25 protein-coding genes are annotated in these 25,444 nt (G+C 74.5%); 13 read left to right on the top strand and 12 right to left on the bottom strand.

Features of this window, described 5'->3' with window-relative positions; translation table 11 throughout:
• Positions 1-80: 80 nt before the first annotated feature.
• Positions 81-1,010, top strand: coding sequence for a LysR substrate-binding domain-containing protein (locus amrb99_RS14750; protein ID WP_190856516.1), 930 nt, complete (start codon positions 81-83; stop codon positions 1,008-1,010).
• On the opposite strand, the gene amrb99_RS14745 is transcribed toward amrb99_RS14750, so the two are convergent.
• Complete coding sequence (locus tag amrb99_RS14745) at positions 1,011-1,889, bottom strand: alpha/beta hydrolase (RefSeq protein WP_347256678.1); 879 nt, start codon at positions 1,887-1,889, stop codon at positions 1,011-1,013.
• Between the two features lie 83 nt (positions 1,890-1,972).
• Positions 1,973-3,550, bottom strand: a complete 1,578-nt coding sequence (locus amrb99_RS14740; RefSeq protein WP_190856515.1) for an ATP-binding cassette domain-containing protein — start codon at positions 3,548-3,550, stop codon at positions 1,973-1,975.
• A 73-nt stretch (positions 3,551-3,623) separates the two neighbouring features.
• Here amrb99_RS14740 and amrb99_RS14735 point away from each other — a divergent pair, with 73 nt between their 5' ends.
• Positions 3,624-4,292, top strand: a complete 669-nt coding sequence (locus amrb99_RS14735; RefSeq protein ID WP_190856514.1) for a TetR/AcrR family transcriptional regulator — start codon at positions 3,624-3,626, stop codon at positions 4,290-4,292.
• Positions 4,293-4,371: 79 nt separating this feature from the next.
• Here the strand turns inward: amrb99_RS14735 and amrb99_RS14730 are convergent, their stop codons facing one another.
• From amrb99_RS14730 to amrb99_RS14710, 5 genes are read right to left on the bottom strand one after another with little or no spacing between them, the layout of a single operon-like run.
• Complete coding sequence (locus amrb99_RS14730) at positions 4,372-5,124, bottom strand: amino acid ABC transporter ATP-binding protein (protein ID WP_190856602.1); 753 nt, start codon at positions 5,122-5,124, stop codon at positions 4,372-4,374.
• 56 nt (positions 5,125-5,180) lie between these two features.
• Positions 5,181-6,119, bottom strand: a complete 939-nt coding sequence (locus amrb99_RS14725) for an amino acid ABC transporter permease (RefSeq protein ID WP_190856601.1) — start codon at positions 6,117-6,119, stop codon at positions 5,181-5,183.
• Between the two features lie 13 nt (positions 6,120-6,132).
• Positions 6,133-7,083 carry an ABC transporter substrate-binding protein gene (locus tag amrb99_RS14720; protein ID WP_190856513.1) on the bottom strand — a complete coding sequence of 317 codons (951 nt, stop codon included), beginning with the start codon at positions 7,081-7,083 and terminating at the stop codon, positions 6,133-6,135.
• Positions 7,080-7,889, bottom strand: coding sequence for a carbon-nitrogen hydrolase family protein (locus tag amrb99_RS14715; RefSeq protein ID WP_190856512.1), 810 nt, complete (start codon positions 7,887-7,889; stop codon positions 7,080-7,082). The genes amrb99_RS14720 and amrb99_RS14715 overlap by 4 nt, the downstream gene beginning before the upstream one ends.
• Positions 7,886-8,824 (bottom strand): hypothetical protein, encoded by a 939-nt coding sequence (locus amrb99_RS14710; RefSeq protein WP_190856511.1) that lies wholly within the window; start codon positions 8,822-8,824, stop codon positions 7,886-7,888. The genes amrb99_RS14715 and amrb99_RS14710 overlap by 4 nt, the downstream gene beginning before the upstream one ends.
• A 129-nt stretch (positions 8,825-8,953) precedes the next feature.
• Here amrb99_RS14710 and amrb99_RS14705 point away from each other — a divergent pair, with 129 nt between their 5' ends.
• Positions 8,954-10,288, top strand: coding sequence for an aminotransferase class I/II-fold pyridoxal phosphate-dependent enzyme (locus amrb99_RS14705; RefSeq protein WP_206699942.1), 1,335 nt, complete (start codon positions 8,954-8,956; stop codon positions 10,286-10,288).
• Here amrb99_RS14705 and amrb99_RS14700 read toward each other — a convergent pair.
• From amrb99_RS14700 to amrb99_RS14690, 3 genes are read right to left on the bottom strand one after another with little or no spacing between them, the layout of a single operon-like run.
• A complete protein-coding gene (locus tag amrb99_RS14700) occupies positions 10,236-10,772 on the bottom strand; it encodes an NUDIX hydrolase (protein ID WP_190856509.1) in 537 nt (178 codons plus the stop codon). The two genes, amrb99_RS14705 and amrb99_RS14700, sit on opposite strands and share 53 nt — an antisense overlap.
• Positions 10,769-11,407, bottom strand: coding sequence for a response regulator (locus amrb99_RS14695; protein WP_190856508.1), 639 nt, complete (start codon positions 11,405-11,407; stop codon positions 10,769-10,771). Before amrb99_RS14695 ends, amrb99_RS14700 begins: the two co-directional genes overlap by 4 nt.
• A complete protein-coding gene (locus amrb99_RS14690) occupies positions 11,395-12,624 on the bottom strand; it encodes a sensor histidine kinase (protein WP_190856507.1) in 1,230 nt (409 codons plus the stop codon). The genes amrb99_RS14695 and amrb99_RS14690 overlap by 13 nt, the downstream gene beginning before the upstream one ends.
• Positions 12,625-12,821: 197 nt before the next feature.
• Here amrb99_RS14690 and amrb99_RS14685 point away from each other — a divergent pair, with 197 nt between their 5' ends.
• The 4 genes from amrb99_RS14685 (at position 12,822) to amrb99_RS14670 (ending at position 17,163) form a co-directional block, all read left to right on the top strand.
• Complete coding sequence (locus amrb99_RS14685; protein WP_190856600.1) at positions 12,822-13,544, top strand: ABC transporter ATP-binding protein; 723 nt, start codon at positions 12,822-12,824, stop codon at positions 13,542-13,544.
• Positions 13,541-15,982 (top strand): ABC transporter permease, encoded by a 2,442-nt coding sequence (locus amrb99_RS14680; RefSeq protein WP_190856506.1) that lies wholly within the window; start codon positions 13,541-13,543, stop codon positions 15,980-15,982. The genes amrb99_RS14685 and amrb99_RS14680 overlap by 4 nt, the downstream gene beginning before the upstream one ends.
• Before the next feature lie 14 nt (positions 15,983-15,996).
• Positions 15,997-16,179, top strand: a complete 183-nt coding sequence (locus amrb99_RS14675) for a hypothetical protein (RefSeq protein ID WP_190856505.1) — start codon at positions 15,997-15,999, stop codon at positions 16,177-16,179.
• A 123-nt stretch (positions 16,180-16,302) separates the two neighbouring features.
• Entirely contained in the window at positions 16,303-17,163 is an 861-nt protein-coding gene (locus amrb99_RS14670) for a DUF4253 domain-containing protein (protein ID WP_190856504.1), read from the top strand.
• A 25-nt stretch (positions 17,164-17,188) separates the two neighbouring features.
• Here amrb99_RS14670 and amrb99_RS14665 read toward each other — a convergent pair whose 3' ends face one another.
• Positions 17,189-17,815 carry a TetR family transcriptional regulator gene (locus amrb99_RS14665; protein WP_241755564.1) on the bottom strand — a complete coding sequence of 209 codons (627 nt, stop codon included), beginning with the start codon at positions 17,813-17,815 and terminating at the stop codon, positions 17,189-17,191.
• 67 nt (positions 17,816-17,882) lie between these two features.
• Between amrb99_RS14665 and amrb99_RS14660 the strand changes: the two genes are divergently transcribed.
• Complete coding sequence (locus amrb99_RS14660; protein WP_190856503.1) at positions 17,883-19,028, top strand: acyl-CoA dehydrogenase family protein; 1,146 nt, start codon at positions 17,883-17,885, stop codon at positions 19,026-19,028.
• A gap of 60 nt (positions 19,029-19,088) precedes the next feature.
• Here the strand turns inward: amrb99_RS14660 and amrb99_RS14655 are convergent, their stop codons facing one another.
• Positions 19,089-19,346: a hypothetical protein gene (locus amrb99_RS14655; protein ID WP_190856502.1), complete on the bottom strand. Its 258-nt coding sequence runs from the start codon at positions 19,344-19,346 to the stop codon at positions 19,089-19,091.
• Between the two features lie 198 nt (positions 19,347-19,544).
• Between amrb99_RS14655 and amrb99_RS14650 the strand changes: the two genes are divergently transcribed.
• The 5 genes from amrb99_RS14650 (at position 19,545) to amrb99_RS14630 (ending at position 25,432) form a co-directional block, all read left to right on the top strand.
• Positions 19,545-20,819, top strand: a complete 1,275-nt coding sequence (locus amrb99_RS14650; protein WP_190856501.1) for a cytochrome P450 — start codon at positions 19,545-19,547, stop codon at positions 20,817-20,819.
• Positions 20,820-20,867: 48 nt separating this feature from the next.
• Positions 20,868-21,836 carry a hypothetical protein gene (locus tag amrb99_RS50075; RefSeq protein ID WP_206699940.1) on the top strand — a complete coding sequence of 323 codons (969 nt, stop codon included), beginning with the start codon at positions 20,868-20,870 and terminating at the stop codon, positions 21,834-21,836.
• 196 nt (positions 21,837-22,032) lie between these two features.
• Complete coding sequence (locus amrb99_RS14640; protein WP_190856500.1) at positions 22,033-23,667, top strand: ATP-binding cassette domain-containing protein; 1,635 nt, start codon at positions 22,033-22,035, stop codon at positions 23,665-23,667.
• Between the two features lie 101 nt (positions 23,668-23,768).
• Positions 23,769-24,155, top strand: a complete 387-nt coding sequence (locus amrb99_RS14635) for a DUF2267 domain-containing protein (RefSeq protein ID WP_190856499.1) — start codon at positions 23,769-23,771, stop codon at positions 24,153-24,155.
• Positions 24,156-24,256: 101 nt separating this feature from the next.
• On the top strand, positions 24,257-25,432 hold the full coding sequence (locus amrb99_RS14630; protein WP_241755563.1) for a hypothetical protein: 1,176 nt from the start codon (positions 24,257-24,259) through the stop codon (positions 25,430-25,432).
• Positions 25,433-25,444: the final 12 nt, after the last annotated feature.

Below are 25,444 nucleotides of genomic sequence, written 5' to 3'. Positions count from 1 at the left end.
CGATCCTCTGCCCGCGGAGCTATGCCGTGCAAATACCAAAGATCCGCAGAGCTATCACGATGCTGTGATATCAAAGCGGTATGCGCGCGATCGACCTGCTCAACGGGCGGCTCAAGCTGCGGCACCTCGTCCTCGTGGTCGCCATCGCCGACCAGGGCAGCGTGCTGCGCGCCGCCGAGCACCTGCGGCTGGCGCAGCCCGCCGTGACGCGCAGCCTGCGCGAGGTCGAGCACATCCTCGGCGTCGAGCTGTTCACCCGCGGCCCGCGCGGCGTGACGCCGACGATGTTCGGGGACGCGTTCGTCGAGCACGCCCGGGCCGTGCTGGCCGAGCTGCGCCGCGCCGGCGAGCGGATCACCGGGCTGGCCGACGGCGAGGTCGGCACCGTCACCATCGGCACCCTGCTGGCGGGCTCGAACGTGCTGCTGCCGCGCGCGATCGCGGCGCTGAAGAAGGACCGCCCCGGCATCACCGTGATCGTCCAGGAGGCCACGTTCGACGCGCAGGTGCCGCGGCTGCTGGACGGCGAGATCGACCTGATCCTCGGCCGCCTCAACCCGATCGGCGACCTGCGCGGGCTGCGCCAGATCACCCTGTACGGCGAGCCGGTCCGGCTGGTGGCGCGGCACGGCCATCCGGCCCGGTCCCGCGCCGGGCTCTCGCTCGCCGACCTGCTCGACTACCCGTGGGTGCTGCCGCTGGAGCAGACCGCGCTGCGCGCCGAGCTGGAGCAGGTGTTCCGCGCCGAGGGCCTGGAGCCGCCCGGCGACCTGGTGGAGTGCACGTCGGTGCTGACCGTCCGGACGCTGGTCCGCGACACCGACATGATCGCCGCGCTGCCGCAGCTGGTCGCGCGGACCGACGACGACATCGCGCCGCTGCCGGTGCCGCTGGAGACCGTCCGCCGGCAGGTCGGGGTCACGCTGCCCGCGCACCGCGCGCCGACCCCGTCGGCCCGGCTGATGCTCGACCACCTGCGCCGCGAGGCCGCGGAGATCGCGGAGGACTGATCACAGCGAGCGGACCAGGCCGAGCAGCGCCTCGAAGGGCGCCGACGCCGGGTCGCCGAGGTCGAGCACCACGTCGAAGTGGTCGCGGTCCGGCACCACCATCGCCTCGCCCGCGCCCCACAGCGGCGCGAACCTCCGCGACTGCTCCACGAAGCCGGTGCCGTCGTGCTCGGCGACCGCGACGACCGCCGGGCAGCGCCGCTCGCGCGGCAGCAGCGCCGGGCTGAGCGCCGCGGCCCGCGGCACGTCCAGCTTCACGTACTCGTTGACGTAGACGCGGGTGATCGGGCGGATGTCGAACAGGCCGCTGAACGGCATGGCCGCCTTCACCACGTCGGCGGGCAGCCCGAACTCCTCCTGCCATCCGCCGACCATCGTCATGCCGGTGAGGTGCCCGCCGGCGGAGCTGCCGCCGACCACGATCCGCTCGGGGTCGAGGCCGTGCTCGCGACCGTGCCGATGGACCCAGGCGATGGACGCCCGCACCTGCCGGACGATCTCCTCCAGTGTCGCCTTCGGCGCCAGGGTGTAGTCCGGGACGACGGTGGCGATCCCCTGTTCGTAGAGCGCACGCGCCATGAACGAGGACTCGGCGCGCGACAGCGCCATCCAGTAGCCGCCGTGCAGGAACACGAACACCGGGCGCAGGCCGTCGTCGCCGACGCCCCACACGTCCAGCCGCTCGCCGCTCGGCTCGTCGTAGACGATCCCGGGGTGACCGGGCAGTCCGTCCACGGCCGCCTCCGACTCGGCCCGGTACCGGGCCATGTGCCGCTCGAACAGCTCCGGCCCGGCCTTGCGCCGCACGTTGTAGGCGACGTCCAGTTCCTCGTCGCTCAGCCCGCTGCCCGGCCAGTCGTCCAGGTCGACCACGACCACCCACCCCTCCCGGTCCGCTCCAGCCTCCCCCGCGGCGCCGGGTCGATCAAATACCCGTCTCGTCCGCCGCTATCACCATCGCGCTATGCCCACACCGGCTCGTCCGACTCCGTGACCCGCCCGTCGGCGCCGAACACCAGGTACCGGTCGAAGTCGGCGGCGAACCAGCGGTCGTGCGTGACGGCCAGGACGGTCCCGGAGTAGGACGCGAGCCCGTCCTGCAGCGCCTCGGCGCTCGCGAGGTCGAGGTTGTCGGTCGGCTCGTCGAGGAGCAGGAGCGTCGCGCCGGACAGCTCCAGCAGCAGGATCTGCAGCCGCGCCTGCTGCCCGCCCGACAGCGTCTCGAACGGCCGTGCCCCGGCGGGCGCCAGCTCGTAGCGGGCCAGCGCCGCCATCGCGTCGTTGCGGGTCAGGGCGTGCCCGGTCATGACGATCTCGGCGGGCGTGCGGCCGCGCAGGTCCGGCCGCGCGTGCGTCTGGACGAAGTGGCCGGGGACGACCCGCGCGCCGAGCCGCGCCTCGCCGCGGTGGGGCACGTCCGCCCCGGCGAGCAGGCGCAGGAACGTCGACTTGCCCGACCCGTTCGAGCCCAGGACCGCGACCCGCTCCCCGTACTGGACCTCCAGGTCGAAGGGGCGGGCGAGGCCGGTCAGCTCCAGCGACGCGCACACCAGGGCGCGCTTGCCCGTGCGGCCGCCGCGCAGCCGCATCCGCACGTTCTGCTCCTTCGGCGCGCTCCGCGGCGGCCCCGCCTCCTCGAACCTGCGCAGCCGGGTGCGCGCCGCCTGGTACGACGAGGCGACCGCGTCGTTGTTCGCCGCCCGCTGCCGCAGCGTGTGGACCAGGCGTTTCAGCCGCGCGTGCTCCTCGTCCCACCGGCGGCGCCGCTCGTGCAGCCGTCCGGTGCGCTCCCGCCGCGCCGCCGCGTACCCGGCGAACCCGCCGCCGTGCACCCAGAGGTCGCGGGACTCGACCGTGACGATCCGGTCGGCGGTGTCGGCGAGGAGCCGCCGGTCGTGCGAGACCAGCAGGACGGTCTTGCCCGTGGCGCGCAGCCGTCCCGCCAGCCACTCCTTGCCGGGCACGTCCAGGTAGTTGTCGGGCTCGTCGAGCAGGAGCACCTCGTCGGGGCCGCGCAGCAGCGCCTCCAGGACGAGCCGCTTCTGCTCGCCTCCCGACAGCGTGGCCACCCTGCGCGCCGCGGCGCGGTCGAAGGGCAGGCCGAGCGCGGCGGTCGTGCAGGTGTCCCAGACGACCTCGATGTCATAGCCGCCCGCGTCGGTGTAGTCGGCGATGGCCCGCGCGTAGGCGAGCTGGCTCTCCTCGCTCTCGCCCAGGTCCCGCTCCGCCCTCGCCAGCGCCCCCGCGGCGGCGCGGACCGGTGCGGGCGCCACCGACAGCAGCAGGTCGCGGACGGTGCGGTCGTCCCGGACGCCGCCGATGAACTGCCGCATCACCCCGAGCCCGCCGGTGCTCGTCACGGTTCCCGCCGACGGCGCGACGTCCCCGGCGATCAGGCGCAGCAGCGTGGTCTTGCCCGCGCCGTTCGGGCCGACGAGCGCGCCCTTCGCCCCCTCGCCGATCCGGAAGGAGACGTCGTCCAGCAGCGGCCGGCCGTCCGGGAGCCGGTACGTCAGGCGGCTCACGTCGATGTGTCCCATCACGCCTCCTCGTACGGTGTTCGACGGACCGGATCGTTGATCCGGTGCCCGCCCAATGTACTAGCCTGGTCGCATGACCGAGAGCGTGTGGCTGCGGGAGAACCGCGCACGGCGCGAGGCTCCGCCGCTGAGCCGCGGGCGGATCGTCGCGGAGGCCGTCGCGCTGCTGGACGAGGAGGGGGCGGACCGGCTGACGATGCGCCGCCTCGCCGAGCGTCTGGGCACCGGGTCCACGACGCTGTACTGGCACGTCAAGACCAAGGACGACGTGCTGGACCTCGCGCTCGACACGGTCTTCGGCGAGGTGGCGGTGCCGTCCGGCGGATCCTCGGGCGAGCGGGGCGGCTGGCGCGCGGACGCGGCCTCGCTGGTGCACGGCTGGCGGGCGGCGATGCTCCGCCACCCCTGGTCGGTCGCCGTGCTCGGGCGTCCGCTGCTGGGCCCGAACGTCCTGGCGCGCACCGAGTTCCTGCACTCCGCGCTCGCCGGCGCGGGCCTCACCGGACCCGACCTGGTCGCGGCCGCCTACGCGCTCGCCAACTTCGTCATCGGCTCCGCGCTGATGCAGGTCGCCTCCGGCGGCGCCGACGAGGCGCGCGAGGCGGCGGACGGCCTCCTCGCCCGGGAGCGGGACCGCTACCCGAGCCTGGCCGAGCACGGGCATCTCAGCGGCCACGACTGGGACGACGCGTTCGCGCGCGGCCTCGACTGCCTCCTGGACGGGATCGCCCAGCGCCTCTGATCCGGCGGTCCCGCGTTCGGTTCCGCATAACGCGTCGCGCCCGGCCCCGGAAGGCGGGGCCGGGCGCGGGCGGCGGTTCTCAGAGGACCTTGCTGAGGAACGCCTTCGTGCGCTCGTTGGACGGGTGGTCGAGCACGTCGGCGGGCCGTCCGGACTCGACGACGACGCCTCCGTCCATGAACACCACCCGGTCGGCCACCTCGCGCGCGAAGCCGATCTCGTGCGTGACGACGATCATGGTGAGGCCCTCCTCGGCGAGGGTCTTCATCGTCTCCAGCACGTCGCCGACCAGCTCGGGGTCCAGCGCGCTCGTCGGCTCGTCGAACAACATCAGCTTCGGCCGCATCGCCAGCGCGCGGGCGATCGCGACGCGCTGCTGCTGGCCGCCGGACAGCTGCCGCGGGTAGCCGTCCGCCTTGTCGGCCAGGCCGACCTTGGCGAGCAGCTCGCGGGCCCGCTCGCGGGCCTTGGCGCGCGGCTCCCCGCGCACGCCGGTGGGCGCCTCGATGACGTTCTGCAGGACGGTCAGGTGCGGGAACAGGTTGAACTGCTGGAACACCATGCCGATCTCGCGGCGCTGCCGGGTGACGTCCCGCTTGCGCAGGTGCCGCACCTTCCCGCCGGACGCGCTGAACCCGATCAGCTCGCCGTCCACGTGCACGGAGCCGCCGTCGATGGTCTCCAGGTGGTTGACGCACCGCAGGAACGTCGACTTGCCGGACCCGGACGGCCCGAGGATCACCACGACCTCGCCGGGGTCCACGTCCAGGTCGACGCCCTTCAGCACCTCCAGGTGCCCGAACCTCTTGCGGACGTCGCGGGCGCGGACCATCGGGACGCCGGTGCGCGGCGCGTCCTTCTCCCGCGGCGCGTCCTTCTCCAGCGTGCTCAAGCGGTCACCTCCGGGGGCGGGACGGGGCGGCGGCGCCGCATCAGGACGAAGTCCCAGAAGCCCTGCCGGGCGTTGCGGGTGGCGCCGCGCGCGTAGTGGTGCTCGATGAACGACTGCCCGACGTACAGGATCGAGGTGATCACCAGGTACCAGAGGCAGGCGACGAGCAGCAGCGGGATGGTCTGGAACGTCCGGTTGTAGATGGACTGGACGGTGTAGAGCAGGTCGGCGAGGGCGATCACGCTGACCAGCGAGGTCGCCTTCAGCATGTTGATCACCTGGCTGCCGGTGGGCGGCACGATGAACCGCATCGCCTGCGGCAGCACGATCCGGCGGAACGTGCGGACGCCGCCCATCCCGAGCGCCTGCGCGGCCTCGGTCTGGCCCGGGTCGACGGCGAGCAGCCCGCCGCGGATGATCTCGGCCATGTAGGCGGCCTCGTTCAGGCCGAGCCCGAGGATGGCCGCGACCAGCGGGGTGATGAGCTGGTTGGTGCTGCCGTGCGCGAACTCCGGGCCGAACGGGATCCCGACCGAGATGCGCGGCAGCAGCGCCGACAGGTTGTACCAGATCACCAGCTGCACCAGCACGGGGATGCCGCGGAAGAACCACACGTACAGCCCGCACGCGGCGCGCAGCAGCGGGTTGTCCGACAGCCGGCCGACCGCGAGCAGGATCCCGCCCGCGATGCCGACGGCCATCGCGATGACGGTCAGCTCCAGCGTGATCGCGATGCCGTCCCCGATGAGGGAGGCGTTGACGTAGCGGCCGACGACGTCCCACTGGAAGTTGTCGTTGGTCCACAGCAGGTGCGCGAACTGGGCCGCGAGGACCAGCACGACCAGCGAGGCCACCCACCGCAGCGGGTGCCGGACGTGCGCGGCGCCCGCCACGTCGACGTCGGCGACGGTGTCGCCGGAGCGCTTCTCGGTCATGGTCACCGCCGGTTCACCCCTCCCTGGGCGCCAGGTTCACGCCCGGCGCGTCGAGCATGTTCGCGGTCAGGCCCCATTCGGTCATGACCTTCTTGTAGGTGCCGTTCTCCACGAGCTTGCGCAGCGCCCGCAGCAGGACGTCCTTGAGTGGCGAGTCCTTGGCCACGACGGCGCCCTGGTACAGGTCGCCGAAGCCGTTGGCCTTGCCGGTGCCCGCGAGCTGCAGGTCGTCGCCGGACTGCTTGACGAAGTAGCCGAGCGGCGCCTGCGAGGAGAAGAAGGCGTCGGCGCGGTGCGAGCGGACGGCGAGGGTCGCGGTCGGCTGGTCCTTGTACGACTGGACCTGCACGGCCGGCCTGCCCTGCTGGACGCACGTCCCCGACTGCTTCTTGACGACGTCCTCGGCCGAGCCGCCCGCCATCACCGAGATCTTCAGCCCGCAGGTGTCGGCGATGGACCCGATGTGCTTCGGGTTGCCCTTCGGGACGGCGAACACGACGAACTCGCGCACCCAGTCGACGAAGACGTTGTCGCCCTCCCGCTCCGGGAAGTCGCCGATCGGGCCGAGCGCGAAGTCGTACCGGCCGGCCTTGATGCCGGTCAGCTCGCTCGGCAGCCCGTCCACGGTGACGTGCTCGATCTTCACGCCGAGCAGCTGGCTGAGCGCGGTGGCGAGGTCGGCGGACGCCCCCGACAGCGAGCGGCCGTCCGACCCGGCGATCTCGTACGGCGGGAACGAGCCGTTGTTGACCGAGACCAGCTTGCCGGACGCCTTGTTCTCGGCGGGCAGCGCGTCGTGCAACGCATGGTCGACGGTCTGGCGGAGGTCGGCCTCCTTGACGCCCTGCGCGGACTTGCCGCCGCCGAGGATCCCCTCGGCCTCGGGCGGGTTCGCGCCGCAGGCGGCCGTCGCGGCGAGCAGCGCGCCCGCGAGAGCGGTGGAGAGCGCCGTGCGGCCCCTCATGCCGTCTCCTCTCTGGGCCGGATGGACGGGTCGACGCGGAAGCGCCGGTTCGCGAGCACCGGCAGCCTGCGCCGGGCCTCGTCGAGCTCCTCGCGGTCGGCGACCGCCCACAGCAGCCCGGGCCGGTCGGCGAGCCGGTCGCGGACGGTGCCGAGCGGGTCGACGACCATGCTCGCGCCGATGTTGCGGCGGCCGCACTCGCCGGAGGCCGCCACGTAGCAGGTGTTCTCCAGCGCCCGGGCGGTGACCATGACCTCCCAGTGCCGCTCCTTGGCGGGGCCGCGCACCCAGGCCGCCGGCAGGGCGAGCACCTCGGCGCCCGCGTCGACCAGCAGCCTGGCCGTTTCCGGGAATCTTACGTCGTAGCAGGTCATGAGCCCCACCCGCCAGCCGGCGCAGTCGAACACGACCGGCTCGCCGTCGCCGGGGCGGACCCGGTCGGACTCCCGCGCGCCGAACGCGTCGTACAGGTGGACCTTCCGGTAGACGGCGACGATCCCGCCGTCGCGGATCGCGGCGAGGGTGTTGTGCACCTTGCCGTCCCCGGCGGGCTCGTGGACGCCGACGACGACGGTGGTGCGCGAGCCGGCGGTGTGCTCCAGCAGGCCCGTGACGAACGGGCCGTCGAGCGGCTGCGCGGCCTCGGCGATCCGGTCCGGCTCGTCGATGAACAGGGCGAGGGAGTCCTCGGGCAGGACGAGGAGGTCCGCGCCGCCCTCCACGGCGCCGTCGATGAGCGTCATGCAGGTCTTGAGGTTGGTCTGCCAGTCCTCGGTGGAGGCGAACTGGCCCACGGCGATCCTCACGCGAAGACCTCCTCGGCCTTGATGGGGCGGGGCGCGATGCCCTGCTCGTACAGTTCCTCGCAGAACGCCGCGACCATCGCGGCGTTGGCGCCGCCGCCGTACGGCATCCAGTCGTCGCCGAAGAGGCGCGCCTGGGTCTCCAGCTCGTCCAGCAGCCAGGGCGTGGTGTCGGTGAGCAGCCGGCGGCGCTGGAGCCACACCCGCTTGGACTCCTCGAAGGCGTCCTGCAGCACCTCGGGGAGCCACGGGTGCTCGTCCGCGACCTCCCGCTTGAGCGCGAGGATGTGGATGCCGGGGACGAAGCCGGTGCGGGCGAAGTACTCCTTCTCGGCCCGGCGGTGGTCTTCGTACAGGTGCCGGAACCGGCTGTGCCGGGTGAACATCTCCGGCGGCATGAACGGGGTGAACACGGCATCGAAGGTGCCGTCGGCGAGGCCGTCGATCAGCGACCGGTCCGCGACCCGCACGTTGGCGGGCAGCGGGCGCGCGCCGAGCCGGTCCTTGCCGGTCTCGCCGGCGGCGAGCGGCCCGACGCGCCACCGGATCGCCGACAGGTCGACGCCCTCGGCGCGCAGCAGCGCCCGGGTCCAGGTGTTGCCGGAGTCGGGCCAGCCGGTCAGCCCGATCGTCGCCCCGGCCAGGTCGCGCGGCGCGGCGAGGTCGCTGTCGTTCCGGACGAGCACGCAGCGCTGCCGGAAGCCGCGCATCACGAACACCGGCAGCCCGGCGAGCCGCTCGTCGCCGTCACCGCGCCCGAGGGCGTAGCGGCTGAAGGACGTCTCGCCGCCGTCGAGCCCGGGTTCGGCGAGGACGTCCGGGGTGATCTCCCGGGTCTCGATCTCCAGCGCCACGCCGCGGGCGCGCACCCGGCCGGTGAGCAGCGGGACGAGATGGTCCCAGTCCCGCAGCGCCAGGCGAATACGTGGAATCGGCACAACGCTCCATTTCCGCATGTAACAGGGGGTTTGTCGCGCTCGGGGCGCGATGGGACCCGACTTTAGGGCGCGTTTGTACCGCGTACAATGGGTGTTTTGTTACTACACAAAGTTTTGCGCGGGGGTAACGTGATCGACGCGGCATGGCTGGCCGAGCGCATCGGCGACCGCACGGCCCGGGGCATCGCCGCCTCGATGACCACCCTGATCCGCAGCGGGGAGCTCCCCGCCGGGACGCGGCTGCCGACCGTGCGGGGGCTGGCCGCCGAGCTCGGGGTCAGCCCGGGCACGGTCGCCGACGCCTGGTCGACGCTGCGCCGGCACCGCGTCGTCAGCGCGCAGCGGCGCCGCGGCACGGTCGTGATCGGCCCGCCGAACATCCCGCACCCCGCCCGCTACGAGCGCATCGGCGAGTTCGGCAACCGGCTGGCCGTCGACCTCGCGATCGCCGCGCCCGACCCCGCGCTGCTGCCGCCGCTGGACGCCGCGCTCGCCGCGGGCGCCCGCACCGCGCGGCTGAACGACTACACCCGGGAGACGATCACCCCGGCGCTGCGCGCGGCCGTCGAACCCGGCTGGCCGTTCCCGCCCGCGGGGATGCTCGCCGTCGGCGGCGGCTACGAGGGAGTCCAGCTCGTCTGCCAGACCGTCGCCGTGCCCGGCGACCGCGTCGCCGTCGAGGACCCGACCGGCGCCCGCCTGCTCGACATCCTGGAGGCGCAGGGCGCCGAGGTCGTGCCGGTCGCCTGCGACGACGAGGGCCCCGAGCCGGACGCGCTCGCCGAGGCGCTCGCCACCGGGCCCGCCGCGTTCGTCTACCAGCCCCGCGCCCACACCCCGCGCGGGCACGCGCTGACCCCGGCCCGCGCGGCGGCCCTCGCCGAGCTGCTCGCCCCGACCAACACCCTCGCCGTCGAGGACGACGGCACCGGCGAGGTGTCGTCGTCGCCGGCGGTCAGCGTCGGCGCGCACCTGCCCGAGCGCACCGTGCTCGTCCGCTCCTACTCCAAGTCCCATGGGCCGGACCTGCGCCTCGCCGTGATCGGCGGCGCGGCGGAGCCGGTGGAGCGCGTCCGCGTCCTGCGCAGCTTCGGGACGGGCTGGACGAGCCGCATCCTCCAGGACGCGCTCGCGCACCTGCTGACCGATCCGGCGGCCGTCGCGGCCGTCGACCGGGCCCGCGCCGCCTACGCCGAACGCCGCGAGGGCCTCGCGTCCGCGCTCGCCGAGCGCGGCGTCCGGACCGGCAACCGGGACGGGCTGATGCTGTGGGTCCCGGTCGCCGACGAGTCCGCGGCCCTGGTCACGCTCGCGGCGCACGGGGTCGCGGCCGTCCCGGGCAGCCGGTACCAGATCGTCCCGGCGGGCGCCCACGTGCGGATCGCGACCGGCCGCCTCCCCGACGCCCCGCTCAGCGTCGCGGAGCTGGCCGACCTCGTGGCGCTGGCGGCGCGTCCGCACTGACCGGGGCGGCGCCGGGGACCAGGCCCGGAAGGTCCTCGGCGTGCATCTGGAGGTAGGCGCCCAGCGTCTCCGGGATGAGATCGACCGGCGCCAGGCCCGCCGGCGTGCACGGGAAGCGGTCGACGTCGTACCGGCCCTTGGACGGGTCGTCGAACTCGGGGCCGTGGCGGCGCGACAGGTCCATCGTGACGAGCCGGCAGACGTAGAAGACGTTGAGGCGGTGCAGTTCCGGCGTCTGCTCGGCGCACGCGAACACCTGCCGGACGGGGCCGGCGGTCGCGCCGAGCTCCTCGTCCAGCTCCCGGCGCAGCGCCGCCTCCGGGCCGGCGTCGGTCGGCTCGATCTTGCCGCCCGGGGTCGTCCAGTAGACGGCGCGGCCGGGCCGGGTGCGGCGCAGCAGCACCAGGTCGCCGCCGTCGAGCAGGAGCGCGCGGACGGCCCGCCGGAGGCGGGGCGCGGGCGCGGACTCGGGGGCGGCGGTCATGAGTTGAGGTAGGCGAGGACGGCCAGGACGCGGCGGTGGCCGCTGTCGGTGGGCGGCAGGCCGAGCTTGGCGAACACCGCGCCGATGTGCTTGCTGACCGACCGCTCGGTGATGACGAGCGTGGTCGCGATCGTCGCGTTGTCGAGGCCCTGCGCCATCAGCCCGAGCACCTCGCGTTCGCGGGGCGTGAGGGCCCGCAGCGGGTCACTGCGGGCGGTCATCAACTGGGAGACGACCTCGGGGTCCAGCGCGGTGCCGCCGGCGGCGACCCGGGCGAGCGCGTCGAGGAACTCGTCGACCCGGCTGACCCGGTCCTTGAGCAGGTACCCGACGCCCTCCGCGCCCCCGGACAGCAGCTCGGCGGCGTAGGTCTCCTCCACGTACTGCGACAGCACCAGCACCGGGAGCCCCGGGATCCGCTTGCGGGCCTCGATGGCGGCGCGGAGCCCCTCGTCCCGGAACCCGGGCGGGAGCCGGACGTCCAGGACGGCGGCGTCGGGCCGGTGCTCCAGCAGCGCGGGCAGCACCTCGGGGCCGCTGCCGGCGACGGCGGCGACCTCGTGCCCGTCGGAGGTCAGCAGCAGCACCAGGCCCTCGCGCAGCAGCACGTTGTCCTCGGCGATCACGATCCGCACGGCAGGTCCGCTTCCAGCGTCGTCCCTCCCCCGTCGGGGCTGTCGATGCGGGTGGTCCCGTCGAGCGCGGCCACCCGGCGGCGGATGCCCGCCAGGCCGCTGCCGCGGCCCGCGTCGGCCCCGCCCTTGCCATCATCGCGCACTCTGATCAGCAGCCGGGCCCCTTCGCGGCGGACGGTGACGGACGCGGTGCGGGCGCCGCTGTGCTTGGCGATGTTGGTGAGCGCCTCGGCGACGACGAAGTAGGCGGCGGCCTCGACGGCGGCGGGCGCGCGGCCGGCCTCGTCGAGGTCCATCTCGACCGGGATGTGCTGCCCGGCGGCGAGCGCGCGCACGGCACCGGCGAGGCCCCGGTCGGACAGGATCGGCGGGTACACGCCGCGGATGACGGTCCGCAGCTGCGTCAGCGCCTCCTCCACGCCGTCCCTGGCCTCCAGGAACAGCGCGCGGGCGGCGGCCGGGTCGGCGTCGAAGCGGCGGTCGGCGAGGCCGAGCCGCAGCGCGACCGCGACCAGCTGTGCCTGCGTCCCGTCGTGCAGGTCGCGCTCGATGCGGCGCAGCTCGGCGCCGTGCGCCTCCAGCGCCTCGGCGCGGGTCTCGGTGAGCTCCTCCACCCGCTCGGTGAGGCTGGTGCGCCGGGTGGGGCGCAGCAGCACCTCGGCCAGCCGGGCCTGCCAGCGCACGAACCGCGGCACCAGCCAGAGCAGCGCCGCCAGGTCCAGGCCCGCCTGGAGGAACGGGAACGTGAGCGCCTGCGGCCAGGTGTACAGGTCCACGAACGCCGCCACCGAGCCCTTCGGCGCGGCCCACCACCACAGCGGTATCGACGCCGCGTACGGGATCGCCGGCCAGAGCCCGACCGCCATCACCGCCATCACCAGGCCGCTGTAGCCGTGCGCGGCCATCCACGCGATGTCCCGCCACAGCGCCGGCGACCGCACGATCCGGCGCGCCTCCCCCAGGCCCGCGTCCTCGCGGGGCGGGTACGGCTCGGGGATCTCCCGGCCGAGCACCTGCCCGGCTCGGCGGCGTTCGGCGTTCGCGAGCGCGCGCAGCGGCTTCACCGCGTCCGGCAGCCACGGCAGCGCGACGACCAGCAGGGCGAGGAACACGATCAGGGGCGCCACGCCGAGCAGCGCGGGCACGGTGATGCGCAGCGCGCCCACCAGGCGGCCCGTCGCCTCCGCGCTGCGCCGCAGCGCCGCCTTCACGCTCATCTGTGCCCTTGTCATCTCGCCTCTCGGCACACGCTATGTGAGCGCGCCGCGCGGCGCATCCGGGCCGGCTCCCATGCCGATGGTGTAGCCCGCTACACCATCGATCGGGGAGTGCGCACCGATGTGGCCGGACCGCCCCGGAACCTAGGTTCGTCCTGGTGAGGGCGGGTTTCCCACGGAGGGCGAGCATGACGACGATGACGGCCGAGGCGACCGCGGTGGCGGTGCGCCTGGAGTCGGTCACCAGGACCTACGGCGCGGTGCGGGCGCTGGACGACGTCACCTGGACGTTCCCGCGCGGCGGGTTCACGGCGGTGATGGGGCCGTCGGGCTCGGGCAAGAGCACGTTCCTGCACTGCGCGTCCGGCCTGGACCGGCCGACCGCCGGCACGGTCCGGATCGCCGGGACCGACCTCGGCCGGCTCGGCGAGGCGAAGCTGACCCGGCTGCGCCGCGAGCGGATCGGGTTCGTGTTCCAGGCGTTCAACCTGATCCCGTCCATGGACGTGGAGCAGAACATCACGCTCCCGCTGCGGCTCGGCGGCGCGGAGCCCGATCCCGCGTGGCTGGAGGAGGTGGTGCGCCGGGTCGGGCTGGCGGACCGGCTGCGGCACCGCCCGGCGGAGCTGTCGGGCGGGCAGCAGCAGCGCGCCGCGGTCGCCCGCGCGCTGATCACCCGCCCCGAAGTGGTGTTCGCCGACGAGCCGACCGGCGCGCTCGACCCGCGGTCGGCCCGCGGCGTGCTGCGGCTGCTGCGCGAGGCCGCGGACCTGACCGGGCAGACGGTCGTGCTGGTCACCCACGATCCGCTGGCCGCGGCGACCGCCGACTCGGTGCTGTTCCTCAGCGGTGGCCGGATCGTCGACGAGCTGTCCGCGCCCTCCGTCGCGGCCGTGATGAACCGGTGGGAGTCGCTGTGAAGAGGCTGGAGGGGAAGGGCGCGTTCGCGGGCGTCTTCGCGGCGCTGCTGTTCGCGGCGGTCCTGGTCGGGGCGTGCGGGGTCTTGCTGGAGTCGGCGCTGCGCGCGCACGCGCCGGTGGACCGGTACGCCGCGGCGGACGCGGTCGTGACGGGCCCGCAGAAGGTGACCCAGCGGATGAAGCGGGTCGGCGACGATCCGGAGACGCAGAGCAGGCCCCTCGCGGAGCGCGCGCGGGTCCCGGTCGCGGCGGCCGGACCGCTGCGGTCGGTGCCGGGTGTTCGCGCGGTGGTCGCGGACGTGTCGTTCCCCGTCCTGACGTCCACCGGGCGCGCGGTGACGGGCCACGGCTGGGAGTCTGCCGCGCTGCGGCCCTACGAGCTGAGCGAGGGCCGGGCGCCGCAGGGGCCGGACGAGGTGGTGCTGAGCCGTTCGGCCGGTGCCCGGACGGGCTCGACCGTCCGGTTGCAGGCCGGCGGCGCGCCCCACGCCTACCGGGTCACCGGACTGGTGTCGTCCGGACCCGCGGCGGCGTTCTTCACCACCGCGACCGCGACGGCGCTGAACGGGCACCCCGGGCAGGCCGACGCCCTGGCGGTGCTCACCGGCGGGAAGCCGGACGCGGCCGCGCTGCGCAAGGCGGCGCCCGGCCTGACCGTCGCGACCGGCGCGGCGCGCGGCGACGCCGAGGACCGCGCCGTCGCCACCGCGCGGCCCGACATCGTGGAGATCGCGGGGTCGTTCGGCGGCGTCGCCGTCATGACCGCGCTGGTCGTCGTCGGCGGGCTGATCGCGCTGTCGGTGCGGGAGCGGGGGCGGGAGTTCGCGCTGCTGCGCGCGGTCGGCGCGACGCCCTGGCAGGTGCGGGGGCGGCTCGTCCGCGAGACCGCGCGCGCCGCCGTTCCGGCCGGGCTGATCGGCGGCGTCCTGTCGCTCGGCGCGGGCGCGGCGATGCACGCCGCGATGATCCGCAAGGGCGTGCTCCCGGACGGGTTCGGGCTCTCGCTCACCCCGCTGCCGGCGCTGGCCGCCCTCGCCGTCACGGTCCTCGCCGCGACCGCGTCCGCGCTGCTCGCCTCGCTGCGCGTCTCCCGGATCCGTCCGGTGCAGGCCCTCGGCGAGTCGGCCGCCGAGCCCGCGCGGCTGCCCCGCTGGCGCGTCGTCACCGGCGTCGTCCTCCTCGTCGCCGGCGCGAACGCGCTCGGGGTCGCGGCGGTCACGACCGGGCCGACCGCGAGCGCCTCGCTCGGCGGGCTGGTCATGGCGCTGATCGTCTCCGTCGCGCTGCTCGGGCCGCTGCTGGCCCGGGCCGGCGAGCGGGTCCTCGGACGGACCGCCGCCGCGCTGTCCCCGGTCGCGGGGCGGCTCGCCCGGCACGCGGCGAGCGCCGCCGCGCTGCGCGCCGGCTCGATCATGACGCCGGTCGCGCTGGCCATCGCGTTCGCCGGCGTGCAGCTCTTCGCCCAGTCGACGATCGCCCACGCGACCACCGCGCAGTTCGCCGCCGGGAACCGCGCCGACCAGGTCATCGTGGCGAGCGGGCCGGGGCTGCCGCAGGGAGCGGCCGACGCCGCGCGGCGCGTCCCGGGCGTCACGGCCGCGACGCCCGTCAAGCGCACCACGGTCGTCATGGCCGTGAAGGAGCTGGGCGAGAAGAACCTGCGGTCGCTGACCGCCCAGGGGGTGGGCGCGGACGCCGCCGCCACGATGGACCCCAAGGTCGCCTCGGGCGGGTTCGGCGCGCTGCGCGGCGACGCGGTCGCCCTGAGCCGCGACGTCGCGGGCGGCCTCCACGCCGGCTCCACCACGCCGCTGTGGCTGGGCGACGGCACGCGGATCGACGCCCGGGTCGTCGCGGTGTACGAGCGGGGGCTCGGCTTCGGCGACGTCCTCCTCCCCCACGACCTGGTCGCCGCGCACTCGTCCACGTCGCTCGACGACCACGTCCTCGTCCGCGGGGACGCCGACCTCCGGTCCGTGACGGCGGCGTACCTCGGCGCGCAGGCCGTCGACCGCGACGCCTTCGGCGCCCGGCTGTCGGACGAGACCAGGCTGCAGGGGTTCATCAACTACGTCGTCGTCGGCGCGATCGCCGGGTTCATCGTCATCGGGCTCGTCACGACGCTGGCGCTCGCGACCGCGGCGCGGCGCCGCGAGTTCGCGCTGCTGCGGCTCGTCGGAGCGACCCGCCGGCAGGTGCTGCGGATGCTGCGCCTGGAGGCGCTCATCGTGCTCGGCACCGGCGCCACCGCCGGCTCCCTCATCGTCGCCGTGGTCGTCCCCGCGTTCGCGACGGCGGTCACCGGGCTGCCGCTGCCCGCGGTGTCCCCGCTGACCTGCGCGGCGATCCTCGCGACCGTGGCGGGCTCCGGCGCCGCCGCCATCCTCCTGCCGGCCCGGGCGATGCTCCGCCGGCACAGCTCCCCGAAACTCCCGTGAAAGGCGCGCACATCATGAACGGCACCGGCAACACCGCCCGCTGGACCCTGTTCGGCCTGTTCCTGGCCGTGAACGTGGTCTCCAACATCACGCTCAAGGGCACCTGGCTGGAGATCCCCGTCAGCGTCCTCACCGGACTCGGCGTCCTCGCCGTCGTCCTCGACTACCTCCTGCGAGGCCGCCGCCGGGAACGCTGACACCCCGTGCGGGCCGCCCCGGCCGACCGAACCTCCGGCTCGTCCCCCGGGCGGCCCGCACCGCCGTTACCATCTCGGAGTGCCAAGATCCCGTTGGCATGCTCTGTACCGGAACGGCGTGAAATGGATGATGTCGAGATCCGGCGGCACCTGCCGGGCAACCTCCCGCAGCTGTTCGCCGACGGCGCGGACGGCGCCGGCCCGGGCGCGGACGGCGCCGCCGGGCGGACGCTGTCGGTGTCGCTCCCCGAAGGGGACGTGGTGTGGCCGGACCCCGGCTACCCGCAGCGGCAGTCGCTGATGCGGCCCGCCTTCTGGCTGAGCGACGAGCCCGTGCACGGCGAGCTGTGGGGCCGGCTGCGCGCCGAGCACTCCCGGTCCGGCCTCTGGCCGCTGCTGCTCGACGAGACCGACCAGCCGTGGGCGTCCGGCCAGATCGCGCCGGAGCCGGTCGCGGAGATCGGCAACTACTCGCCCGACGCGTTCCTCTACGAGGTGTGGGCCGACTGGGCGGAGCAGGCCGCCGACGAGGACCACGACGACCTGGCCCCGTTCGGGCGGCACTGCCCCGGTCCCGCCCCCGCCGGCACCCTGCTGGACGATCCGGACGCCGTCGCCGACCGGTACGCCCGCGCCCTCGGCGCGCGGGGACCGTCCCTCGGGCTGGTCGCGGTCGAGCGCGGCGCCGACGCGATCGCCGCGGTCGGCTGGCAGGGCGCGCTGAACCACAACGAGTGGACCGCGCCGCTCGCCGCCGTCCTGCGGGGCTGGGAGGAGCGGTTCGGCGCGCGCGTCGTCGGGCTCGGGTTCAACACGCTGGACCTGAGCGTCGCCGCGCCGCCCGTGACGACCCGCCACGCGGTGCACGTCGCGGCGGAGCACTGGGCGTTCTGCCCCGACATCCTCTTCCAGGGGCCGGGCACCCTCGCCGGCTACGCCGAGGAGATCCGGGGCAAGACGCACTGGTCGTTCTGGTGGGACTAGAGGCGCGCAGGCCGCGCAGGCCGCGCTAGCCGCGCGCGCCGAGCATCCGCAGCGCCAGGTGGGCGGTCAGCGCGCCGACCTCCTCCGGCGAGCGCGGCCCCTCGGGGCGGTACCAGCGGCAGACGTCGATCGCCAGGGACGACATCGCGCGCGCGGTGCCCTCGATGTCGGCGACGTCGAACGCGCCCGCCGCGGCGCCCGACCGCACCTCCTCGCGCACCAGGGCGCGGACGCGGCGCCGGATCGCGGCGATCCGCCGCGCGTGCGCCGCGTCCAGCGCGCCCAGCTCGTTCTGGATGACGCGGGCGGCGCGGTGGTGGCGGGCGTGCCAGCGCGCGAACGCGTACATCAGCGCCCGGACGCGCGCGGCGTGCCCTTCGACGCCCCCGACCGCGCCCTCCAGTTCCGCGAGCACGGACTCGTGGACGGTCAGCGCGATCTGGAACAGCAGGTCCGCCTTCGTCCGGTAGTGCACGTAGAGGGCGCCGGCGCTCATCCCGGCGCCGGCCGCGATGTGCCGCGTCGAGGTGCCGTGGTAGCCGAGTTCGGCGAAGGAGTCGACCGCGGCGAGCAGCAGGCGGCGGGACGCGTCCGGCGCGACGCCCGCCCACATGCCGCCGTCGCCGTCCGTGGAGCCGCTGCCGGAAGCCATGCGCAGAAGCCTAAGCGATCGCTCAGTACACTGGGCCCGCACTTCGCACCATTCCGGGAGGATCCGCATGCGGCGCACCGTCTTCGAGGCCGACCACGAGCTGTTCAGGGAGTCCGTGAGGGAGTTCGTCGAGCGGACGCTCCTGCCCCTGGACGAGGACATCCGCAATGAGCGGATGCTCAGGCGCGAGGTGTGGCTGGAGGCCGGCCGGCAGGGCTTCCTCGGCATGCAGGTGCCCGAGGAGTACGGCGGCCAGGGCGCCGGGGACTTCCGCTTCAACGCCGTGATCGGCGAGGAGCTCGCCCGCGTGGCGGTCGCCTACAACTCGATCGTGTCGATCCACATCGACATCTGCGCCCCGTACCTGCTGGAGCTCGCGACCGACGAGGCGAAGAAGAAGTGGCTGCCCGGGTTCTGCACCGGCGAGCTGATCACCGCGATCGGCATGACCGAGCCGTCCGGCGGGTCCGACCTCGCGGCGCTGAAGACCACCGCGGTCCGCGACGGCGACCAGTGGGTGATCAACGGGTCGAAGACGTTCATCACCAACGGCGGCCACGCCGACCTCATCATCGTCGCGGCCAAGACCGATCCCGAGCGCGGCGCGAAGGGCATCACCCTGTTCGGTGTCGAGGCCGGCACGCCCGGTTTCAGCCGCGGCACGAAGCTCGACAAGGTCGGCCAGCCGGAGGCCGACACGTCCGAGCTGTTCTTCGAGAACGTCCGGGTGCCGGACTCCCACATGATCGGCGAGCTGAACCGCGGCTTCATCCACATGATGGAGCGGCTCTCGCAGGAGCGGCTCTCCTGCGCCGTCGCCAACGTCGCGCACGCCCGCGGCGTCCTGGACGAGACGATCGCCTACGTCAAGGAGCGCAAGGCGTTCGGGCAGCCGATCGGCCAGTTCCAGCACAACAAGTTCCTGGTCGCCGAGCTGATCACGAAGCTGGACGTCGCGCAGGCGTTCGTCGACCAGTGCCTGGCCGCGCACGTGGCGGGCGAGCTGTCCGCGGTGGACGCGTCCAAGGCCAAGTGGTGGAGCTCGGACGTGCAGAACCAGGTCATCGACGGCTGCGTCCAGCTGTTCGGCGGCTACGGCTACATGCGCGAGTACCGCGTGGCCCGCGCCTGGATGGACGCCCGCGTCACCCGCATCTGGGCCGGCTCCAACGAGATCATGAAGGAGATCATCGGCCGCGACGCCGGGCTCTGACCCGCGCCGCCGCGGCCGGCCGCAAGCACCGGCCGCGGCCGGGCGCGCCCGGGTGCGGCCTCAGCCCTGGCGGCGCCTCTTGGACGCCGGCTCGCCGTAGCCCGGCTTCGGGTCGGGCGAGATGTCCTGCTGCTTGCCCCGGTGGATGCGGTCGAGCCGCTCGGCGTGGTGGTGCGGCTGGTGCTTCGGCGCCGAGTGCCGCTGCTTGGACGCGCCGGTGGTGACGTTCCGGGCGCTCGGGGCCTTCCCCTGCTCCCTGGCCTCGCGGGCGGCCTTCCGGCGCTGCTCCACGTTCCCTTCCATCTTCTTGCCGGCCATGACATCCCCCCTGTCTCCGGCCTGCGGTCACCGTCCTACCCGCCCCGTCCCGGAGCCATTCGACCGCAACACCCCATCAGTCGCAGAGCGGGACGAAGCAGACACAAAGCGAGATTCGGTGGCCGCCGTCTCAAAGATGTGATGTTTTAGATCCTGCACGGAGGTGCGATGTGCGCTTCTGATCAATAACCTGCGATCATGGCGAATGTCGGGGCACGCGCGGCCAAGTGGCTTGTACGGGGATACATCGCCAGGAAGCAGCGTGCCGGCTTCAATCTCGAGTCGATCCGGTTCCTGCCCAACTCCACGCTGGCACCGTTGCGCCGCGACGGCCTGGACCCGGTGAGCGACCTCACCGCGATGCGCGAGGCGCGGCGCATCAGCAAGCTGCCGCTCCCGTTCGGTTTCGGCGTCTGGCTGGTGACCGGCTACGAGGAGGCCAAGGCCGTCCTCGCGGACGCGGACTCGTTCAGCAACGACCTGTCCAACCTCGTCGGCAAGGTGGACGTCCCGGCCGGGTTCACGCCCGGCGGGCTCGGGTTCTCCGACCCGCCCGTGCACACCCGGCGGCGCAAGCTGCTGACGCCGGAGTTCACCATGCGCCGGCTGAGCCGCCTCACGCCGCTGATCCACACGATCGTCGAGGAGCGGCTCGACGCGATGGCGGACATGACCGGCCCCGTCGACCTGATGGAGTCGTTCGCGCTGCCCGTCCCGCTGCTGACGATCTGCGAGCTGCTCGGCGTCTCCCACCGCGACCGCAGCGACTTCCAGCGGCTGAGCAGCGCCCGGTTCGACCTGTTCGGCGGGGCGAGCGCGTCGGTCGGCGCGATCTCCGAGTCGATGGACTACCTGCTCGAGGTCGTCCGCCGGCAGCGGGTCGAGCCGGGCCCCGGCCTGATCGGCATGCTGATCCGCGAGCACGGCGACGAGCTCGACGACCTGGAGATCGCCGGGCTCTCCGACGGCGTGCTCACCGGCGGCCTGGAGACGACGGCGAGCATGCTCGCGCTCGGCTCGATCGTGCTGCTGCGCGACCGGGAGCAGTTCCAGCGGGTGCACGACGACGACGAGGCGATCGTCCCGTTCGTGGACGAGCTGCTGCGGTACCTGACGGTGGTGCAGCTGGCGTTCCCGCGGTTCGCCCGCAAGGACACCGAGGTCGACGGGGTGCGGATCGCGGAGGGCGACGTGGTGCTGATCTCGCTGTCGGCGGCGAACCGCGACCCGGCGCTCGGCTCCGAGATGGACGGTTTCGACGCCAGCCGCAAGACCCCGCCGCACCTGGCGTTCGGCTGGGGCGCGCACCGCTGCATCGGGGCGGAACTGGCCAAGATGGAGCTGCGCGCCGCCTACCCCGCGCTCGTCCGCCGGTTCCCAGACCTGCGGCTCGCGGTGGAGCCGGACAAGCTGAGCTACCGCAAGCTGTCGATCGTCTACGGCGTCAACTCGCTGCCGGTGCATCTCCGCTGAGCGCGCGGGCGCGCGGGTAATCGCGAACAGCGCGGGTAGTGCCGGGGCGTGACCTCACTACTGAAGGGCGTCCTGCGCGGCATGGCGGCCGGCGCCGCGGGGACGACCGCGCTCAACGCGACGACCGAAGCGGACATGGCGATAAGAGGCCGCCCGGCGAGCGGGACGCCGGCCGCCGTCGCGGGCGCGCTGACCGACCGAACCGGAGTGCGCCTGCCCGGCGGCGAGCTGGAGCGGGCGAACCGGCTGGACGGCCTCGGCGCGCTCAGCGGCACGTGCACCGGGATGGCGGTGGGCGCGCTGGCCGGAGCGCTGCGCGCCGCCGGGCTCCGGCTGCCCGCCGTCATCGGCGGGCCGCTGCTGGGCGCGGCGGCGATGGCGGCCTCCGACCTGCCGATCGCCCGGCTGGGGATCTCCGATCCGCGCACCTGGACCAGGACGGACTGGGCGTCCGACGCGATCCCGCACCTCGTGTACGGGATCACGACGCATTCCGCGCTCCGCGCGATGTTCCGCGCCGACGAGGAGCGCAAGGCCCTCCGGCAGCCGGCGCCCGACCGCCCGTCCCGCGGCGCCCTGATGCGGGCCGCGGCGCTCGGCGCGGCCACCGGCTGCCGCAGCTCCGCCGGGCTGAGCGCGCTGGCGCTGCGCTCGCGCCGCTACTACCCGGGGCTGTCCGGACGGCTCTCCCATCCCGCCGTCAAGGTGCTGAACGGCCTGTTCACGGTGGCCGAGATGGGGCTCGACAAGCTCCCGTCCACCCCGCCGCGGACCTCGCCCCAGGGCCTGGCGCCCCGCGTGGCCCTCGCGGCCGTCGCAGCCCGGGCCATGGCGCGCCGCGACGGCATCCGCAGCGGGCCGCCCATCGTGCTCGCCACCGCGACCGCCACCGCGAGCGCCGCGGCCGCCGTCCGGCTGCGCGCGGCGGCCGCCGACCGGATGGGCTCCGACCTGCCCGGCGCCCTCGCGGAGGACGCCACCGCAGCGCTGCTGGGTCAGGTGGGCGCCGCGCGCTGATAAAATGGGACGAGTGATCCGCAGAGGGAGATCAGCAGTGGCAGGTGACGACGACATCTCCGGGTGATCCCGGAAGTGATCGGCCACCGGTGCGCGCGGACGAGCGCCGCCGACGTGGCCGTCCCGTCGTCGCTTCTCATCCCTGCCCCTGCCGGGCGGCTCCGGTACGCCCGCCGCATCCCATGAGGTCCCTCACGTGTCCGATGCCCGCATCGTCTGCTCCGCCCTCTCCTTCTCCTGGCCCGGCGACGTCCCGGTCTTCCAGGACCTGTCGTTCACCGTCGGCGCCGGCCGCACCGGCCTCGTCGCGCCGAACGGCGCCGGCAAGAGCACGCTGCTGAAACTGATCGCCGGGGAGCTCCGCCCGGCCGCCGGGACCGTCTCGGTCGAGGGCGTGCTCGGCCACCTGCCGCAGACGCTCCCGCTGGACGGCGATCTGACCGTGGCGGACGTCCTCGGCGTCGCCCCGGTGATCCGCGCGCTGGACGCCATCGAGTCCGGCGACGCCGCCGAGGAGCACTTCGCCGTGATCGGCGACGACTGGGACATCGAGGAGCGCACCCGCGCCCAGCTCGACAGGCTGGGCCTCGGGGACGTCGCCCTGGACCGCCGGCTGGACACGCTCAGCGGCGGCCAGGTCGTCTCGCTCGGCCTGGCCGCGCAGCTGCTGAAGCGGCCGGACGTGCTGCTGCTCGACGAGCCGACCAACAACCTCGACATCGACGCGCGGCACCGGCTGTACGGCGTCCTGGAGGACTGGAACGGGTGCCTCCTCGTGGTGAGCCACGACCGGGCGCTGCTCGACCGGATGGACCGCATCGCCGAGCTGGAGCGCGGCGAGATGCGCTTCTACGGCGGGAACTTCACCGCCTACGAGGAGGCGCTGCGGATCGAGCAGGAGGCCGCGGAGAAGGACGTCCGCAGCGCCGAGCAGGAGGTGAAGCGGGAGAAGCGCGAGATGCAGCAGGCCCGGGAGCGGGCGGCGCGCCGGCAGAGCAACGCCGCGCGCAACCTCAAGGACGCGGGCCTGCCCAAGATCCTCGCCGGTGCGCGCAAGCGGCGCGCCCAGGAGTCGGCCGGCAGGGCCGACGGGGCGCACGCCGCGCGGCTCGGCGACGCCCGCGCCCGGCTCCAGGAGGCCGAGCGCGCCCTGCGCGACGAGCAGGCGATCAGCCTGGAGCTGCCCGCCACCGCCGTCCCCGCCGGGCGGACGGTGTTCCTCGGCGAGCGCATGCGGGTCCGCTACGGGGACCGGGACGTCTTCGCCGGGCCCGGCGCGAGCCTGGAGATCCGCGGCCCCGAGCGGGTCGCGCTGATCGGCGCGAACGGCACCGGCAAGTCGACCCTGCTCCGGCTGATCGGCGGCGACCTCTCCCCCGAGGGCGACGGGACGGCGCGGCGGGCCGACGGGCGCGTCGCGTACCTGTCGCAGCGCCTCGACCTGCTCGACCTCGACCGCACGGTGGCGGAGAACCTCGCCGCGTTCGCGCCGGGCGTGCCGGAGGCCGAGCGGATGAACCTGCTCGCCCGGTTCCTGTTCCGCGGCGCCCGCGCGCACCTGCGGGTCGGCGCGCTGTCCGGCGGGGAGCGGCTGCGCGCCACGCTCGCGTGCGTGCTGTGCGCCGAGCCGGCGCCGCAGCTGCTGCTCTTGGACGAGCCGACGAACAACCTCGATCTGGCGAGCTCCGCCTGGCTCGTCGGCGCGCTCAACGCCTACCAGGGCGCGTTCGTGGTGGTGAGCCACGACGAGCGGTTCCTGGCCGACATCGGGGTGAACCGCTGGCTGCGGCTCGCCGACGGCCGGCTGCTGGAGGCCGCGGCGCCCGCCTGACCCCGTCCCGGAGCGGGTCGTCCGGGATGAATGCCTTCTCCGACCGGCGGGTATCGGATCCCCCATGGCCGTGACCGTCTGAGCCGACCTTCGGGGGGATCATGAAGGAGCACGAAATGGTGTCGGCCGTCCGCGAGACCGGGCGCATCGACACCACCGACCACGCCGAGCGCGCCATCGACGCCACGCTCGCGGTCCTCGGCGAGCGGCTGGCCGGCGGCCAGAGCCGCGACCTGGCCGCGCAGCTTCCGCCCGCGCTAGCCGAGGCGCTGCCGGAGGAGGGCCCCGGGCTGCGCTTCGGGCTGGAGGAGTTCTACGAGCGGGTCGCCGACAACGAGGGCACCCGGCCGCCGCAGGCCCGCCAGCACGCGCGGGCGGTGGTGGCCGCCGTCAAGGCGTCGGTCGAGCCGGGGCTGTTCGAGCACATCATGGCGCAGCTCCCGGACGACTACGACGACCTGCTCGGCACGCAGCCCGTCCAGCACTGACCGGCGGCGCCGGCGGGCGGCACCGACCGCCCGCCGCCCGGCACCGGCCGCTCCCCGTCCTCTACGATGCCGCGAGGGACCGAGGGGACGGGGGCGGCTCGATGCGCGGGCAGGGCGGAACGCCGCGCGGGCGCGGCAGGACGCTGCCCGCGATCGTCGCGGCGGCGGTGGTGCTGACCCTCGGCGCGAACGCCTGGGTGCTCGCGACGGGCCGGGCCGACGGCGGCGGGCATGAGCGGCCGCCCCGCGACCTGGTGTCGGTCGCCAAGGCCGGCGCGCCTGCGGTCCCGGCCGTCGCGCCGCTGACCCGCCGCTACACCCCGCACCTCCTGGTCGCCGGGCCCGCACCGCTGCCGGAAACGGCCGTCGCGCGCGCCCGGCGGCTCAAGGGGGTCGCCGGGATGACCGTCGTGGACGCGGCCCGCGCGCAGGTCGGCGGGCACCGCGTCGGGCTGCTCGGCGTCGACCCGTCGTCGTTCCGGGCGTTCGCGCCCGAGGCGACCGCCGCATCCGACCAGCTCTGGCGGACGGTGGCGTCCGGCGGGCTCGCCCTGTCGTTCGCCCTCGGGCAGGACGGCGCGTTCCCGCTCGGCACCGTCGTGCCGGCGGGCGGCAGCGCGCACCCGGGCCGGGTGCGGGTCGGCGCGTACGCGTCGCTCGGCATCGGCAGCGTCGACGCCGTCGTCTCGCACGCGCAGGCCCACGCGCTCGGCATGCCCGACGGCAACGCGCTGCTGCTCAGCGCGCCCAAGGCCGACATCCGCAAGCTGAGCGGGCGGCTGAAGCGGATCCTGCCGCGCGGGACGCGGATCGCCGAGCTGAACGCGCCGTCGTCACGCGGCCGGAACACGACGCCGAAGAGCGCCCCGCGGATGACCGGCCGCCCGGACGGGGCGCCGGCCGCCCGCACCCCGATCACCGGCGACCTGATGACGCCGGCGATGCGCGGCGTGCTGCTGGAGGTGAACGGGATGTTCGGGCCGTTCCCGACGATCGGCTGCTACCGCTCCACCGGCGACCCGCAGGACCACGGCGACGGCCGCGCCTGCGACTTCATGGAGAGCACGGGCGGCCGGATGCCGAGCGCGTCGGCGCAGCGGCACGGCGACGAGGTCGCGGCGTACGCGGTCGCGAACGCGCGGCGTCTCGGCATTTCCTACGTCATCTGGAAACAGCACATCTGGAATGTGCGGGGCGGCGGATGGCGCCCGATGGCGGACCGGGGCGGAATCACCCAGAACCACTACGACCACGTGCACATCTCGGTACTGCGATAGCGGCCGGAGAAC

Source organism: Actinomadura sp. RB99 (assembly GCF_014706005.1).
Taxonomy (GTDB): Bacteria; Actinomycetota; Actinomycetes; order Streptosporangiales; family Streptosporangiaceae; genus Spirillospora.
Note: the sequence above shows the minus strand (reverse complement) of the source record. Positions and strands in the feature narration are given on the sequence as shown.